The sequence below is a fragment of the Halobacillus litoralis genome, from assembly GCF_004101865.1.
GTDB classification, from domain to species: Bacteria; Bacillota; Bacilli; order Bacillales; family Halobacillaceae; genus Halobacillus; species Halobacillus litoralis_A.
Genome location: NZ_CP026118.1, coordinates 4,108,034 through 4,122,796 on the forward strand (window position 1 = coordinate 4,108,034; position 14,763 = coordinate 4,122,796).

Annotated in this window: 17 protein-coding genes; 12 read left to right on the forward strand and 5 right to left on the reverse strand. The window is 43.2% G+C overall.

All coding sequences use genetic code 11. The features are described from left to right. Positions 1-20 precede the first annotated feature (20 nt). Positions 21-413 carry a VOC family protein gene (locus tag HLI_RS20425; RefSeq protein ID WP_128526730.1) on the forward strand — a complete coding sequence of 131 codons (393 nt, stop codon included), beginning with the start codon at positions 21-23 and terminating at the stop codon, positions 411-413. Positions 414-589: 176 nt separating this feature from the next. Next, on the forward strand, positions 590-781 hold the full coding sequence (locus HLI_RS20430; RefSeq protein WP_128526731.1) for a hypothetical protein: 192 nt from the start codon (positions 590-592) through the stop codon (positions 779-781). Here the strand turns inward: HLI_RS20430 and HLI_RS20435 are convergent. Then, positions 744-3,176 (reverse strand): heavy metal translocating P-type ATPase, encoded by a 2,433-nt coding sequence (locus HLI_RS20435; protein ID WP_128526732.1) that lies wholly within the window; start codon positions 3,174-3,176, stop codon positions 744-746. The genes HLI_RS20430 and HLI_RS20435 overlap by 38 nt on opposite strands. Beyond that, positions 3,173-3,562 (reverse strand): ArsR/SmtB family transcription factor, encoded by a 390-nt coding sequence (locus tag HLI_RS20440; protein WP_128526733.1) that lies wholly within the window; start codon positions 3,560-3,562, stop codon positions 3,173-3,175. The genes HLI_RS20435 and HLI_RS20440 overlap by 4 nt, the downstream gene beginning before the upstream one ends. A gap of 133 nt (positions 3,563-3,695) precedes the next feature. On the opposite strand from HLI_RS20440, the gene HLI_RS20445 reads away from it, so the two are divergent. The 3 genes from HLI_RS20445 to HLI_RS20455 are packed head-to-tail and all read left to right on the forward strand — an operon-like array spanning position 3,696 to position 5,238. Beyond that, the gene (locus HLI_RS20445; protein ID WP_128526734.1) at positions 3,696-4,568 is read left to right on the forward strand and encodes a ribokinase; all 873 of its coding nucleotides are present in this window, start codon (positions 3,696-3,698) and stop codon (positions 4,566-4,568) included. Between the two features lie 49 nt (positions 4,569-4,617). Beyond that, on the forward strand, positions 4,618-5,013 hold the full coding sequence (locus HLI_RS20450) for a TorF family putative porin (protein WP_128526735.1): 396 nt from the start codon (positions 4,618-4,620) through the stop codon (positions 5,011-5,013). 12 nt (positions 5,014-5,025) lie between these two features. Next, positions 5,026-5,238, forward strand: coding sequence for a hypothetical protein (locus HLI_RS20455; protein ID WP_128526736.1), 213 nt, complete (start codon positions 5,026-5,028; stop codon positions 5,236-5,238). A gap of 369 nt (positions 5,239-5,607) precedes the next feature. On the opposite strand, the gene HLI_RS20460 is transcribed toward HLI_RS20455, so the two are convergent. Next, positions 5,608-6,996, reverse strand: coding sequence for an N-acetylmuramoyl-L-alanine amidase (locus HLI_RS20460; protein ID WP_128526737.1), 1,389 nt, complete (start codon positions 6,994-6,996; stop codon positions 5,608-5,610). Between the two features lie 164 nt (positions 6,997-7,160). On the opposite strand from HLI_RS20460, the gene HLI_RS20465 reads away from it, so the two are divergent. From HLI_RS20465 to HLI_RS20480, 4 genes are all read left to right on the forward strand, one after another. Then, positions 7,161-8,375 carry an EAL domain-containing protein gene (locus HLI_RS20465; protein WP_128526738.1) on the forward strand — a complete coding sequence of 405 codons (1,215 nt, stop codon included), beginning with the start codon at positions 7,161-7,163 and terminating at the stop codon, positions 8,373-8,375. Between the two features lie 89 nt (positions 8,376-8,464). Next, positions 8,465-8,932: a GNAT family N-acetyltransferase gene (locus tag HLI_RS20470; protein ID WP_128526739.1), complete on the forward strand. Its 468-nt coding sequence runs from the start codon at positions 8,465-8,467 to the stop codon at positions 8,930-8,932. Between the two features lie 227 nt (positions 8,933-9,159). Then, complete coding sequence (locus HLI_RS22180; RefSeq protein WP_164908617.1) at positions 9,160-9,999, forward strand: methyl-accepting chemotaxis protein; 840 nt, start codon at positions 9,160-9,162, stop codon at positions 9,997-9,999. Positions 10,000-10,059: 60 nt separating this feature from the next. Further along, positions 10,060-10,902 (forward strand): GGDEF domain-containing protein, encoded by an 843-nt coding sequence (locus tag HLI_RS20480; protein WP_128526740.1) that lies wholly within the window; start codon positions 10,060-10,062, stop codon positions 10,900-10,902. A gap of 17 nt (positions 10,903-10,919) precedes the next feature. On the opposite strand, the gene HLI_RS20485 is transcribed toward HLI_RS20480, so the two are convergent. Next, positions 10,920-11,606: a toast rack family protein gene (locus HLI_RS20485; protein ID WP_164908618.1), complete on the reverse strand. Its 687-nt coding sequence runs from the start codon at positions 11,604-11,606 to the stop codon at positions 10,920-10,922. Positions 11,607-12,222: 616 nt separating this feature from the next. Here HLI_RS20485 and HLI_RS20490 point away from each other — a divergent pair. Together HLI_RS20490 and HLI_RS20495 are read left to right on the forward strand one after the other, a co-directional pair. Beyond that, positions 12,223-12,741, forward strand: coding sequence for a hypothetical protein (locus HLI_RS20490; protein ID WP_128526742.1), 519 nt, complete (start codon positions 12,223-12,225; stop codon positions 12,739-12,741). A 52-nt stretch (positions 12,742-12,793) separates the two neighbouring features. Beyond that, positions 12,794-12,982: a hypothetical protein gene (locus HLI_RS20495; protein ID WP_128526743.1), complete on the forward strand. Its 189-nt coding sequence runs from the start codon at positions 12,794-12,796 to the stop codon at positions 12,980-12,982. Between the two features lie 158 nt (positions 12,983-13,140). Here the strand turns inward: HLI_RS20495 and HLI_RS20500 are convergent, their stop codons facing one another. Then, a complete protein-coding gene (locus tag HLI_RS20500) occupies positions 13,141-14,052 on the reverse strand; it encodes a DMT family transporter (protein WP_128526744.1) in 912 nt (303 codons plus the stop codon). A 136-nt stretch (positions 14,053-14,188) separates the two neighbouring features. Here HLI_RS20500 and HLI_RS20505 point away from each other — a divergent pair, with 136 nt between their 5' ends. Next, positions 14,189-14,752 (forward strand): GNAT family N-acetyltransferase, encoded by a 564-nt coding sequence (locus HLI_RS20505; protein WP_128526745.1) that lies wholly within the window; start codon positions 14,189-14,191, stop codon positions 14,750-14,752. The last annotated feature ends 11 nt before the right edge of the window (positions 14,753-14,763 follow it).

Here is a 14,763-nt window from a genome sequence, read left to right on the forward strand (position 1 = left end):
CCAAGATAGAGGAGGATATTATGAATTTCCGCGAATTCGGAATAATTTTGTTCGTTGAACATTATGAGGATTGTATCAATTTCTATAAGAACGGATTACGACTGGAAGTGAGAAATGTAAAAGATACCCTCACCACGTTCGAATTACCGCAGGGTTATTTGATGGTGGAACAGGAGGGTGTCGGATTCATGTACGAAAAAAATCGTGCGCAGAATCCTGTCGTTCTCCGTTTTGACGTGCATCATTTAGAGGAACAAGTAAAAGTATTAAAACAAAGAGGTATCGACTTTTCACAGGAACGACTGGAATTTGACTGGGGAACGATCGCTGTCCTCCAGGACCCTGACGGCAACCGCATCGAACTGGGAGAAATCAATGAAACTAGCGGTTCTTATGCTAAGGATGAAAGGTAAGTAAACACAAAAACGCTAGGAGAATTCGAGGCAAGTGAAGAACTGCAACTTTTTGAGCTATGCATCAAATAAAGAAGCCGAGTTGGACGATTTTGTCGTTCAACTCGGCTTTTTTTCAATTTACAAGAAAATCACTCTTATCAGATGGACCTGGTTGATTCCACGATGAGCGGTCGGTGGTGACGCCTGCGGGAATAGCGCGAGCCGAAGATTCACTTGGTCAAGTGATCTTCTTGACCAAGTTAGCTGAGGCCGTGCCCGCGGCAAGCACCCACCGACAAGTGATTCGTGAGAAGCAACAACAAACTTTAACAGCTCCAGTGAGTTCACTTATTTTTGTTTCAACAACCGCATGCTGTTCAAAATGACGATCAACGCGGCACCAGTATCACTTAGTACCGCCATCCAAAGTGTAAGAATTCCAGGGAATATGAGGATTAATGCAGCGAATTTCGTAATCAGCGCAAACCACACATTCTGTTTGATGATTTTCAATGCCCGGCGACTGAGACGAATCGTATAAGGAAGTTTTTCTAAATTGTCAGCCATCAATACGATATCGGCAGTTTCCATTGCGGTATCAGTACCAGCGCCACCCATGGCGATTCCAAGATCTGCGGTAGCAAGGGCTGGTGCATCATTAATTCCATCGCCGACCATGGCCACCTCTTTCCCTTCTGACTGCAGTTTTTTCACGGCAGTCACTTTATCTTCAGGTAAAAGTTCTGAAAAAGATCGGTCGACTCCTGCTAAGGATGCCATTTTAGCGGCGGTTCCTCTGTTATCACCTGTCAACATGACGATTTCCTCAATGCCACTTGCCTTCAACCGAAGGAGAGCATCTTTCGTGATTGGGCGAATCGTATCCGATATAGCCATGAACCCTGTAATTTCTTTTGCTGTACCGATGATGACGACCGTATGCCCCTCCTGTTGCAGCTGATGAATAGCGGAGCGTGTCTTCTCCTCCAATGAAACATTCATTTCTTCGTATAGACGGAGGTTACCTGCAAAGTAGGAAAGACCTTCTATCGTTGCTTTCGCTCCTTTACCTGCTAACGCTTCAAAGTCTTCTCCATGCCGCTCCTCTATAGAACGTTCCTTTGCATAATCGGTAATGGCCTGAGCGATCGGGTGACTGGAACGAGCTTCAATCGTATGGGCAACACTTAACATTTCCTCAGGTGAACCATTTATTGGAAATACCTTTGTGACTTTTGGTTTTCCTTCGGTCAATGTTCCTGTTTTGTCAAAGGCGATGGCTTTTATGGTCCCGGCTTTTTCCAGGAATGTTCCGCCTTTGATGAGCACACCGTTCCTTGCTGCATTGCCGATAGCTGAGACGATAGCAACAGGGGTGGATATGACTAGGGCACATGGGCATGCGACGACAAGCAAGGCAAGCCCTTTATAGACCCATTCGCCCCAAGTACCGAATCCGAGTAGTGGAGGACCGACCATGACGAGTAGAGCCAATAAGAACACGATCGGAGTATAGACGTTTGCGAAGCGATCGACGAATGCTTGTGTGGGTGCTTTTTTCTCTTGTGCTTCTTCCACTAAATGAATGATGTTCGCGATTGTCGTATCTTCCACGAGTTTTGTCACATGTACTTCAATCGAACCGTTCTCATTGACAGTACCTGCATAAACAGTGTCCCCGATATTCTTATCTACAGGAAGAGATTCTCCTGTAATCGGTGCCTGGTTGACACTTGTCGATCCTTTGGTGATTTCACCGTCTAACGGGAATTTTTCTCCTGGTTTAACGAGGATGGTATCCCCGATAGCTATTTCTTTCACTTGTAAAGTCACCCATTCAGCGTTGCGCTTTACAAGGGCTTCTGATGGGGTGAGGTCGATCAAGCTACGAATGGAATCACGGGTCCGTTCAATCGAGCGATTTTGTAATGTGTTTCCGAGAGCGAAGAGCCAGACGACCATTGCCCCTTCGAACCACTCCCCAATAAGCGCGGCACCTAATGCGGCTGACGCCATCAGCACATTCATGTCCAGCGAACGGCTTTTGATTGAGTAAAAGGCGCTTTTGGCTGGTTTCCATCCTCCAACGACTATTGCTGTCGCATAAAAAAGGATGACCAAATATTCGGGTAGCGCTGTAAAGGAAGCAACGAAACCGCCAGTGAGGAATATCCCGGAAATCCAAGTCGTTATGTCCTTTTTAGAAGGAGCTTTTTCTGCTGACTCCGTCTTGGAAAACAAGGAGGCTTGGAAACCGGATTTCTGCACTTCTTTCATAATCGTTTCAGAATCAGTCGTGTGATCGATTTGCATTTTGCCTGTCGAGAAATTCACGCTCACTTCTTTGACTTTTGGATGGTTCATCAAGTGTTTTTCTATGGTTTTAGCACATGAACCACAATCCATACCTTCAATGCTATAGGTTTCAACGTCTTTTTCCTGTTCTACAGGGGCAGCCTCAAACCCGAGCTTTTTCACTTTTGCAGGGATATCGGAAAAGGTACTGTCCTGATCAGCTTTTACCTTCATTTTGGCTGTGCTGTAATTTATGTTGACTTCGCGAATATTTCGGGACTGCATCAGATTCTTTTCAATCGTTTGTGCACAGGAAGGACAATCCATTCCCGTCACTCGATATTCTTTTTCAACGCCCGTTACACTGCTGCTATCTTCTGAACAGCAACTGGATGCAGTAGAGGTTTGATCCGATACGCAGCAACTCACCGCTTCAGTTTTTTCGGTTGAGCAGCAGGAGGTTTCGTTTTTCTTAAGTTCACTCATTTTGATGGCTCCCTGGCTTCTTGAGGGTCTGTTTGTTTACTATGCGCAAGGGCGATGGTCACCATTTGATGGATGTAATCGTCAGCCAGCGAATAAAAGACTAATTTGCCTTCTTTGCGATATTTGGCAAGCCCCATGTTACGTAACAGTCGTAAATGGTGGGAAGCGGTTGCCGTAGTTGAACCGGTGATGTTGGCGACATCACACACACAAAGTTCATTTTCCAGTGTCATAGCATAGGCGATCTTCAAGCGTGTGGCATCTGACAAAGCTTTGAAAATCAGCTCGACACCATTCACCTCTTCGATTTGCGGCTGGACTCGTTCTACGAGCTCTTCATCATAACAAAAAGTATCACAAGTATCTTTTCGCTTTATATTCGTCATCATGTCACTCCTATATATTCAAACATTCATTTGATTATTAGTTTATGTGCTTTAAGTGTAAGTGTCAATCAAATATCAGTTTGAATGATACGAAATAAAAAAATGTTAAAATAAAGAGAGGGGGGAGTTCAGTTTGAAAATACTTAATTACGGTTCATTGAATATTGATAAAGTCTATCGTGTTCCGCATTTTGTCCGAGAAGGTGAGACACTTTCATCGCTTAATTACAGCGAATATTGTGGAGGAAAAGGTTTGAATCAATCGATTGCTTTATCCAGGGCCGGGGCAGACGTCTACCACGCAGGAAAAATCGGGCCCGATGGCGCTTTTTTATTAACGGAATTACAGAAGAATGGTGTACATACAGAATTTATTGAAGGGGATGGGTCAGTCACTGGACATGCCATCATCCAAGTTACAGATACTGGTGAAAACAGCATTCTACTATTCGGAGGAGCGAACAAAGAGATTGGCCATCATCACATTGACCACGTTTTATCACGATTTGAAGCAGGAGATTTGCTCGTTTTGCAAAACGAAATCAATGACTTGGATATCATCATAGAAAAAGGGTATAAAAAAGGAATGTTCATTGCCCTGAATCCTTCTCCAATGACCGAGCCACTGTTACAGTTGGATTTGTCCAAAATCACTTACCTTATTGTGAACGAAGTGGAAGGGGAGAGATTGACCGGCCATAGGGATCCTGAGAAAATATTGGCTTCTTTCCATGGGGAGTTTCCGCAGCTGAAGGTTGTATTGACACTAGGTGCGCAAGGAGTCATTTATCAAAGTGAAATTGAAACGGTAAAGCAGAAAAGCTTTCAAGTGGATGTCATCGATACGACAGCAGCCGGGGATACCTTTCTCGGTTACTTCTTAAGTGGCATCTTTAATGATATGAAAACAGTAAATGCTCTCCGCATAGCATCAAAAGCCGCGAGTATTGCAGTCTCACGTGAGGGCGCAGCTAGTTCGATCCCTCATTTGTATGAAGTTGAGTGAAACCATTGATCCGTCCCTCCCGTACATCATAGAACAGGAGGTGATGTTAGTGATAAAGGCCAATCGCTCCATCATGGTCGTCATTTTCCTGGTGATCCTGTTAGCTGGATGTGAATTAGACGATCGTTATGTTTATGAAGGGCAGAGTCAAAACTGGCATGCACAATTGGATTATATCGAGGGGGATCCCGGGCAAACTTACGATCTTTATTACACTTATAAAGGTGAACTTGAAGATCTGTCTGACGTTGAGGAGATGATTTTTTCATATGAAATGGAAAATCAGTCGGGAAATTCGACAATCAACTTTGAAGGATCCCCGCCAGACGAAAAGCAATACTGGAACACGATTTCATTCCAGGGGGTAGATGTGGAGGAGATGGAACAAATTGATGTGGCAGTAGAGTGGAAGGATCAGAGAGAGAGTTTTCAAATAAAAAGATGAGAAGGAGTTATTATGGTTTTAGTCATTATTATTGCAGCGATCATTTTCTTTACTATTTTACATTATGTCATAAGAAATGCGGTCAAAGAAGGAACCGATCAATCCAAGACCGCTCGTGTGATCCAGCAGGTACATAAAAGGGAATGGATGAAAGTTGAAAGAGAAGAACCAGAGAAAAACAAATCTTCACTGGATCGAGTGCTCGAGGGTGAAGAGGATAAATGAGCCTCCGAGGTTGAGACAAAACGATGACTGCCACTGGAAAAGACGAACATTAGGGTAGAATGAATCAAATGAAGCGTAGGCAACATACGTAGACTCCCTCCTGCGGGGAAAGCACGAGTCGAAGATCCACTTGGTCAAGTGATCTTCTTGACCAAGTTAGCTGAGGCCGTGCCCGCGGCAAGCATCCACCGACAAGCGATTCGTGAGAAGCAACAACAAACTTTAACAGTTCCTCTAGGTTGAAAAGTGTTTTTCAGTGGCCTCAAGTATGTTGTCGTAGAGGCGTATGCATTTATTGCTTCATAAAGAAAACCCGAACAAATTCGTTCGGGTTTTATAGTGGAAAAATTCTTTTATCCCACTCTTTTTTTATAATTCTTCTAACACATCTTGCAACACTTGTTTCTGTTGGTCCATTTCTTCGATGGCATGATCGATATTACGCTCATAGATGGATAAGATGCTTTGACCGTAAGTTGTGCCGGGGACAGCCCATTTTCCATTGAGCTGTATCCATGTCTTCCCACTTCCACGGCTGACGAGGTCAAACCTTGGATCTACTTTTGCGTAACCGGTCGGGATAGCTTCCGTGGAGGCATATGCGTAAAGGTGCTGTATTTGTGCATGAACGCCTTCTTCAGGAGAGCTGAATGTCGCACCAGGATTCCCTGGTCCTGTAGCACCGATGCCTGCATAGTTGTTTTGGTCTGCATCAACGAGGCCGGTGAACCGGAAATAATCTGTTTCGTGAATGGCTTGGGCATAAGCGATATCGCCGCGAATGCCGTAAGCATTTCCGTACTTCATATAGAATCGTCCGAGGTCAGGGGCATCAGGGTTGACTGTTTTTACAAAATCGTCAAGCTGGCAGGCATTCAAATACTGATCACCAAGAATAGAGTAGCCTTCTTCTTGTGGAGGTTCCGGAGCAGGTGTTGGAGGTGTGGTCCCCGTTTCCCTTACAATGAATGCTCCGGTAATTCCGATGCTTTTTAAACGAGCTACTTGATCTTTGGCATTCTTCTCTTGCTCATAAGCGCCAGCCTGGACACGGTAATAGACAGTTCCAGAGATGGTCGTCTGTACTACAAATGATGCAATCCCTTGATTGGCAAGAAATTCGATTCGATTTTCTGCATTTTCACGATTGCGAAACGAACCGGCAATGACCCTGTAAAGATCTCCGGGGGCAGGTTGTGGTTGTGTCTTCCCAGGTAGATTCAAAGCGTCTGCTACACCTTCAGCGATGCTTCTGCTTACATCATTGATGAAGGAAGAATTCTTCAGAAGGGCAAGGTCGCCAGGGTTGTCGACAAACAAAATTTCGAGAAGAAGTGCACTCATGTCTGATTCTCTCAGCACATGGAAGTTCGCCTCTTTCTTACCGCGGTTGCTGACATTGTATTTCGGTCCGACAGTGTTGATAATGCGATCGTGGATGGTGTTTTGATAAGCTTGGGTAGTAGGAACTAACGGGCCATTGTAAATGTAACTTTCGAACCCGCTTCCACCAGCTGCATTATTGTGAATGGACAAGAAGAAATCCGCATTCCTTTGATTGGCGAGCTGTGTACGGGCGCCAAGGGACAGAGTTACGTCAGACGTACGTGTCATAATGATTTCCACTTCGTAATTCTGCGATAATATACGCTGGACATTCAAAGCGATGGATAAGTTGAAGGTTTTTTCCTGGCTTCCCTGATAGGTTGCTCCGGGATCAGACCCTCCATGACCGGCGTCTATGACAATAGTCTTCATAATTTAGTCAGTCTCCTTTCTAGACTTCCAACTATTATATGAAAATATAAGACAGCTTGTATGGTTGATTGTATTAGATTCAAGATAAATTGTATTCTATCATTTAGTGACAAAGTCAACTTAATGTATAATGATACAATAGAAGTGTATAGAGGAGGGGACATATGGATCCATTAGATATCATAGGAAACTTACATAAGATCAAGCCCGTCTTCCAGCCGATTGTCAGTGCGATCAACCATGACATCAATGGCTATGAAGTACTCGGACGTTATCAGCATGAGAATGAGTGGTGTAGTCTCGGCCCTTTCTTCCATGACCCTGAGGTTCCGGAAGAGTTCAAAGCGGAAGTCGACCAACATATATTAAGACTTGCGATGACAGAGATGCTTGAAAAGAATAAAAAAGGTCTATTGTTCATCAACCGGAACGCAGGGCAGCTAATGATGAATGAAGGAGAGGACTTACTTGAAACGCTGCTGGTCTACGAACAAAAGGGCTTTAGTTTAGACCGGGTGGTCATTGAAGTGACAGAGCACGAGTTCGATGAAGATTTTGAGTCCTTAAGTCACTTGCTTCTCTACTATAAAACGTACGGGATCCAGATTGCGGTCGATCATGTAGGGGCCAAAAGCTCGAACATCGACCGGATCCGCCAACTGGAGCCTCATATATTAAAAATCGATGCCAGCATCATCCGCAAACAGAACAGTGATATTTTCCAGGACATCGTCTACTCTTTGTCCATGCTCGCCAACCGAATCGGGGCGGCTATCCTCTTTGAAAACATTGAAGATGATTTCGAGCTTTATTTCGCTTGGAAACACGGGAGCCGTTATTATCAAGGTTTTTACCTAGCCTATCCAGCCTTCGATCTTGTCGACAAGGCATCGCTTACCAATGATTTAGGGGAGAAAGTAGCGGGGTATGTCCAACGGGAAAAGAACCTTCTCGAACAACGTTACGGATTCGTGAAAAAATGGGAAAACAAAGTCAAAGGATTGCTACCCAAGTGGGAAGGACCGAAGAAATCGGATGCATTCATAGAATGGGTGACAGAGCAATTCCACGACGAAAGCTTTCGTATGTTCGTTTGTCATATCGATGGTCAGCAAGTGTCTGCCAACTTTAGAAAAAGAGAAGATAAATGGGAACTGGAACCACATAAACGCGGCTCGAACTGGGCGTTCCGTCCCTATTTTCTGGAAAGCGTCGTGCAGATGAAGGTACTGAATACAGGGCTGTTATCTGAACTCTATTCTGATATAGAAACAAAAGAAATGGTACGGACCTTCAGTGTCCCGCTTACGGATCAGCATTTTTTATTCATCGATTTACGTTATGCTTACCTGTACAATCATGAATGTTTGTTAGCATGAAGCCACTTTTGGAAACGCTATCTGATAGTGTGTCTTTGCACTGCTATTTTGTTAAATTCATAGTACTTGAAAGATAGAGGAGAATGCATATGACGAAGTTTGTCCAGCCAATGACTGAATTTCTCGCTAAACAGTCACTTCAGTGGAGGTACCAGCCTCCTTATGATTTATACAATGTTCAAGCAGATGCTGAAACGATCGCTGAAAGACTCGATGGCAGTTATCAGGCAGTCTTCGAGAACGAAACATTCATCGGCTTTTTCTGTACTGGAACGAGTGCTAGAGTTCCAGCCGGCTATGACTACGGTGTATATGAAGAAGCATGTGTCGATATGGGACTAGGAATGGACCCTGTCCTCACCGGAAAAGGAAATGGGTATGAGTTTGCCCGTTTTATCATTGAACAGATTGGCAATCAGAAAGGAACCCTGCCAATCAGGCTCTCCGTCGCAACCTTCAATAAACGAGCGATTCGATTATACGAGAATCTTGGTTTTGTAAAGGTGGACACGTTTTTTAACGACACAAATGAATTCATCACGATGATCAAGGGATAAAGTTGAAACTCAGCTGCTGGTTTAGGCAGCTGAGTTTTTATTTTCGGCGCAAAAAAATCTAAAAATTTAATCTAGTGCTTATTACCTCCTTAATCAGGGTATATACATTTTGGCACATTCAGAATTGCTTCCTAAAACCCCTGCACGTATAATCGACCTAACCAAAAGAAATAGGACTTAAGAATGACGTAATAGGTTGGAAATTACGATGGAGAGGACTGTTGTTGATGTTACATACGAGGGAGCAAGATAATTTCAGACATGAGTTTTTATTCAATGCGATCGATAAGAATCTGGCAATCATTCAATTCGGAACGGATCGCCGTGTTTCTTATGTGAATGAGATTTTTTCAAGTACGATGAATTTTCGTAAGGCAGAAGATATGATCGGGCTGCACCACAAGAAGTTCTGTTTTGAAGATTTTTCTCAAAGTAGAGCTTACGACGATTTCTGGGAAGATCTGCTCAGGGGACGCAGTTTTCAAGATAAAATTGAACGTAAAGATGCTCTTGGGAACCGGGTCTGGCTTGAAGCTACCTATATGCCTGTATATGAAAATAGCCAGGTGGTCGGGGTGTTGAAGGTTGCGACAGATATTACCAAAAGACAAACGGATATCAATGAGGTCGTCATAAATCTTACACAAATGTCAGCAACGCTTAATAGCCAGGCGGAGGAAGGCATGAGCCAACATGAAGATTTGAACGATAAAATAGATGAAATAGCCAAAAGATCCAGGAACAATACAGAAGTATTGAACAGTTTGAGTTCTCAAGCGGAAGATATTCAAGGGATAGTGAAGACGATCCGCGACATTGCAGCCCAGACGAATCTGCTTTCTTTGAATGCAGCGATAGAAGCGGCCCGTGCAGGGGAACATGGCAGAGGATTCGATGTTGTTGCAAAAGAAGTTCGTAAGCTGTCTACAAAAGTGGAAGAATCGATCGGGGAAGTGAGGGAGAATATCGAAAATATCACTAAAGAGATTTCGAATATATCAGAAGGAACTGAAAAAATTCAGAAGGAAGTAAGAAGTTGTGGACTCTGCAGAGTCTTTGAAGAGTGAAGCCAGTAAACTGTCAGGCATCATCTGATTTTTTCCGATCCCCAGAAAGGGCGTTTGATCATGAAAAATGACTATTTATTAACGATGTTCTTTGTTTATACAGGATTGGGCGTTTTGATCGGCCTCGGTTTTTCATTCATACTTCCGCAAGTGATTCCGATTCCTGATCATCTTTTCACACTATTCCTGATCGCATCTGTAGCAGCAGGCATTATGCTCGGGATCATTAACCATCTTGTCTTTTATTATTTCGTCAGACGTTTCACCCACTATTTCAACGGGGTGTTGAAGTCGGTTCGGAACGGGGATCTGAGAGCCAGGTCAGGCCTCAAAACGAAAGGCATTCTTGGAGAATTGAATACAAACATAAATAAGACAATCGCTGATCTTGAAAAATCGCAGAACGCGATTCATCATGATGATTTGACCGGTCTGCCGAATAGGCAGGCATTGCAGCAGTTTTTCTTGAATCAGGATAATGATGACAAAGATTATGCGCTTCTTTTTTTAGATGTGGATAGGTTCAAACAAATCAATGATACATACGGACATGTAATCGGGGATGAAGTATTAAGATATATCTCGTTTTTGCTTCACGATCTTGCTGAAGGGAAGGGGAAAGTGTTTCGACTGAGCGGTGATGAATTCATTATCGTACATGAATTGTATGCGGGTAACCGGACAGCGTGGGAATTGTGCCAGGACATCCACCAGCATTTCAGGGAACCTTTCTTTTGTGCCAAGCACTGCATCCCCATCAGTATCAGTATAGGTGTTTATGAATTTTGTTTCGGAAGCGAGGATTTTATTACAATACTCGATCAGGCCGACCAGGAAATGTACAAAGTTAAGAAAAGGATTACAGATGGCTTTGACGTAAGAAAGAGAAGGACCCTTCCATGAGGGACCTTCTCTTCGCTTTATCCGGATTTGAATGTGAGTCCACCGACCCCCATATTGGCATCAATATCGATGGTGACTTCTGAATCTCCATAAGCTTTGTTTACCAATGAATCTCCGTGATAGGTCAATCCATCAGCCTTTATTTTACCTAGCCCTTGAGCTGTTTCTATTCTTACTCCGATGCCTTCTGGCAGGTGGATCGTGGTATCACCGACGCCACATTCCAGGTTTACTTGAAAGCTTTCCTGCCAATCGCCACTCAAATCAAGCTCCAAGTTCCCTACACCCGTCTGGATATCCACTTTCTTAATTTGAGTACCTGATAAATCCAACGAAGAAGAGGAAGCCCCTGTTTCGATCTGAAGTTCAACGGGAAGTTCATTTGTCAGGTTCAAGTCCCACTCACTCCCGCCTCTCCTTTTTAACGAATTGGATTTTTGCTGCAAAGAAATGATTCCTTGATCATCTTGCAACGTATAAGATAACAGGGGGACTAATTTATTTTCCCTGTACAAGAAGGTTCCATCCATCCATTCCTTTGAACCACCGGCGATGTTCAGTTTCCCGACCCCCATTTGAATGTTTACTTTCAACCTTCTCGCTTCATCAGCGGTAATTGTTTTGATTTCCTCTATCCGCTCACCAGCCTTAACAAAAGAAAACCCGCGGACTACCTTTGTAATTAACGATTTTATAACTGTCATGACCATCGCTCCTTTTCTATTGATTTCATTATATAGGAAACTAGAATAAGGGAGCAGTGGCTTGGGAAGGAAAAAATCTCAATCTTGAGACTGAGTTACCACCAGATAATATACATAATAAAATTATTGTAAACTTAATCCATGTACCGTCTTTTATAATGCGGATTGGGAAAGTGCTGCTTCCAGTCATCATGGAATAGAAATTTTTGTTACAATATTAGGGAATAAAATCCAATTTATGATTTGTTAAGCCTTTGGTGTGATGAAGACGGAGGAAGGTGTCATCAACATGGATAAGTCTTTAAAGGTTACCGCCTGGATATTATTGAGCATAGCTCTGGTTCTTTATTTGCTCCCGTTTTTCACCCAGTTTGTTATTTCATTATCAGCTGTGTGGGTATTTTTGACCTGCTCTCTTATGATGAATGCCTGGAGTGAATACAGGAAAACGAGAAAAAAGCCGAAAATCATTTTTAGTATTTTCTTCTTTGGGTTCCTGTTTTTCTTCGCCATATTTGATCTTTTTTTTATGAGATGAAAACAGATTAATCAATTACTCCAAACTGAAAAGTAGTAAGATTTATGGAAGATAGTTTATACATAAGGGGTACGTGTTATGGAAGAAGCTTTAGAAAAAGAAAGCATCAATCAAATTTCGATAAGAAATAAAGAGAGAAAATCAGCCTGGTATCTATTCTTGACTATGGCTCTTTGTATAGGATTTGGCCAGCAATTTCTCGATTCAGTACCTGGACTCATCTATTTAGGTGCCGTCGTGTTTTACGCGATATTTCTCTATGAGACTTATATGAGCAGGAAAACGAACAAAGAACTTTGGAAATTATGGGAGGAAAGATGGAGCGAACATAAGAGACTTTTTCAGCTCCGTTCCTCATTTGGTGAAAGTTTGCAAGTCTTTCTCCCTGCGATTTTGATGGCGGATTACTCCGGAGTCATGTCTATTATCTTCGGGGTGATTGCACTGGTTACAGGGTTCAGAAGCGGGGATAAGAAATGGAGAGCCAAACAGCACTATTATGAAGAATTCCAGGAAAATAACAACACGATTGCAGCTAGGCAGGTCCGGGGATTACTTTCGATCATGGACCTCCATGCCTCCTCATCAAAACAATAATTATAGAAGGTTATCATTCTGGTTATACTGATGGTAGAAAGGGTGATGAGGCATGAGTTATATGGAGAAGACGAACAAAGTGATGGAGGAACTGATTTCCGGAAAACGAGGACAATTCGGGAATTACTCTTATCATCAATCCAGGTTTACCGATGGAAAAGCTGATATCCCTGAATGGGAAGTCCGGAGATTTATCTTAAACTACTTCCTTACATTGGACAACTTGAAAAAGAATGCATGAGGATTTGCCCCTAGGACCTGTAAAATAACTTCGTAAAGATAAAAATAGCCGTACTGAATATTTGAAAAGCGACCCTTGAATGAAATGGATCGCTTTTTTACTTTGGTCAATAGTCGTATCTGGCCAGGTCGTTCCTGTCCCTTTCGGTGGAATACTATTCACCCGGCAAGCGATTTACTTCCACCAATAGGCTGTGCTCGTTTTGATTCTTGTACGATGATGACAGATAGGATGACAAGCCCGACACCGGCATATTGCCATATATCCATCTTTTCTGCAAAAACAAAATAACCTACGAACGTTGCGACCACCGGCTCGATGGTTGCGATGATCGATGCCCGGCTGGATTCTACAGCTTCTAGTCCTTTCGTATAGAGAAGAAAAGGAAGCACGGTCGACACAAGACCGAGCCCAAGGATGAGCAGCCATACCTTCACACCAATCAAGAGATCGCCGGTCTCCCAGAGACGGCTGAAAGGAAAGACGCCGGTTGCTGCTAGGAGAAAGGTGTAGACAGTTACTGTCAGAGAACGATATTTTTTCAATACGAACTTCCCGAATATGCTGTAAAGCGCATAAAAAAGCCCGGAACCTAATCCCAGCATCAGTCCATAAAATGACAGCGAAGCATTCCACCCCGGAAATAACCCTATGACGAGCGCACATCCTGTGAATGTGGTGATAAGCGCGAATATTTTCCTGAACGTCAAAGACTCCTTGAAAAATATTCTCGATAAAAGCGTGACGAACATAGGTGCAGTGTAGAGGAGGACGAAGGCGATTGATATGGAAGTTTCCTCGATCGCACTGAACAAGCACCAATTAAACCAGACAATACTGATGATGCCTGTCCCTATGAAATAATGGGTATCTTTCGGTTTGATGATCAATAACCGTCGATTCATCAGACTTACATACAGCATAAGCAGTACAGCCGCTGTGATGACTCGTAGTGCAACGACTTGCAATGGCGTAAACCCGATTTCATACAGCTGGTTTACAAAAATTCCAATGATCCCCCAGAGGGACGCGCCGATGAAGATTAACAGGAAAGCTTTTTTTCTACTCACTGCCATCCTCCTTCCGTTTAATGATATTCGTCTATTATACAAAAATAGGTAAAGATTGAATATATCTATTGAAAAAACTTCAAATATCGGGTTTGATAGATTATAAGAATTTGTAGGAGGGGAAGGGTGGCAATCGATGAATCCGATTATGAAAGATGTTAAAACATCAATTGAAACAGAACGCTTACTATTAAGGAGACCGGAAGCAGGAGATGGTGCTGTCATCAATGAGGCAATCCGGGAATCAATCCATGAACTGAAACCATGGCTCGTTTTTGCCCAGAAGCTCCCAAGTACTGAGGAGACAGAGGAAAACGCAAGAAGAGCACATGCGAAATTCCTGACCCGTGAAAGTCTCCGTTATTTAGTTTTTCTGAAAGAGGGGGATGTATATATCGGCACCACGGGTTTTCCTGACATCGACTGGGATATCCCTAAGCTTGAAATCGGGTATTGGGTGGACACGAGGCATAGTGGGAAAGGGTATATGAGAGAAGCTGTCGGGGCCATGACACAGTATGCATTGAATGAATTGAAGTTTGCACGGTTAGAGATCCGCTGTGAATCAGAAAACATGAAGAGCCGCGCCATCCCTGAAGCGCTTGGGTATGATCTGGAAGGTGTTTTACGGAATGAAGACTTGTCAGTAGATGGGGAGCGGCTGACTGATACCTGTATTTACGCGAAAATACGTACATGAAATAAGGGGTT

What these genes read in the sequence shown, in the direction of transcription:
- HLI_RS20505 (WP_128526745.1), top strand. Translation starts at nt 14,189, where the DNA reads ATGAATCCGATTATGAAAGATGTTAAAACATCAATTGAAACAGAACGC.
- HLI_RS20465 (WP_128526738.1), top strand. Translation starts at nt 7,161, where the DNA reads ATGGATCCATTAGATATCATAGGAAACTTACATAAGATCAAGCCCGTC.
- HLI_RS20435 (WP_128526732.1), bottom strand. Translation starts at nt 3,176, where the DNA reads ATGAGTGAACTTAAGAAAAACGAAACCTCCTGCTGCTCAACCGAAAAA.
- HLI_RS20470 (WP_128526739.1), top strand. Translation starts at nt 8,465, where the DNA reads ATGACGAAGTTTGTCCAGCCAATGACTGAATTTCTCGCTAAACAGTCA.
- HLI_RS20490 (WP_128526742.1), top strand. Translation starts at nt 12,223, where the DNA reads ATGGAAGAAGCTTTAGAAAAAGAAAGCATCAATCAAATTTCGATAAGA.
- HLI_RS20455 (WP_128526736.1), top strand. Translation starts at nt 5,026, where the DNA reads ATGGTTTTAGTCATTATTATTGCAGCGATCATTTTCTTTACTATTTTA.
- HLI_RS20440 (WP_128526733.1), bottom strand. Translation starts at nt 3,562, where the DNA reads ATGACGAATATAAAGCGAAAAGATACTTGTGATACTTTTTGTTATGAT.
- HLI_RS20460 (WP_128526737.1), bottom strand. Translation starts at nt 6,996, where the DNA reads ATGAAGACTATTGTCATAGACGCCGGTCATGGAGGGTCTGATCCCGGA.
- HLI_RS20480 (WP_128526740.1), top strand. Translation starts at nt 10,060, where the DNA reads ATGAAAAATGACTATTTATTAACGATGTTCTTTGTTTATACAGGATTG.
- HLI_RS20485 (WP_164908618.1), bottom strand. Translation starts at nt 11,606, where the DNA reads ATGACAGTTATAAAATCGTTAATTACAAAGGTAGTCCGCGGGTTTTCT.
- HLI_RS22180 (WP_164908617.1), top strand. Translation starts at nt 9,160, where the DNA reads ATGTTACATACGAGGGAGCAAGATAATTTCAGACATGAGTTTTTATTC.
- HLI_RS20495 (WP_128526743.1), top strand. Translation starts at nt 12,794, where the DNA reads ATGAGTTATATGGAGAAGACGAACAAAGTGATGGAGGAACTGATTTCC.
- HLI_RS20425 (WP_128526730.1), top strand. Translation starts at nt 21, where the DNA reads ATGAATTTCCGCGAATTCGGAATAATTTTGTTCGTTGAACATTATGAG.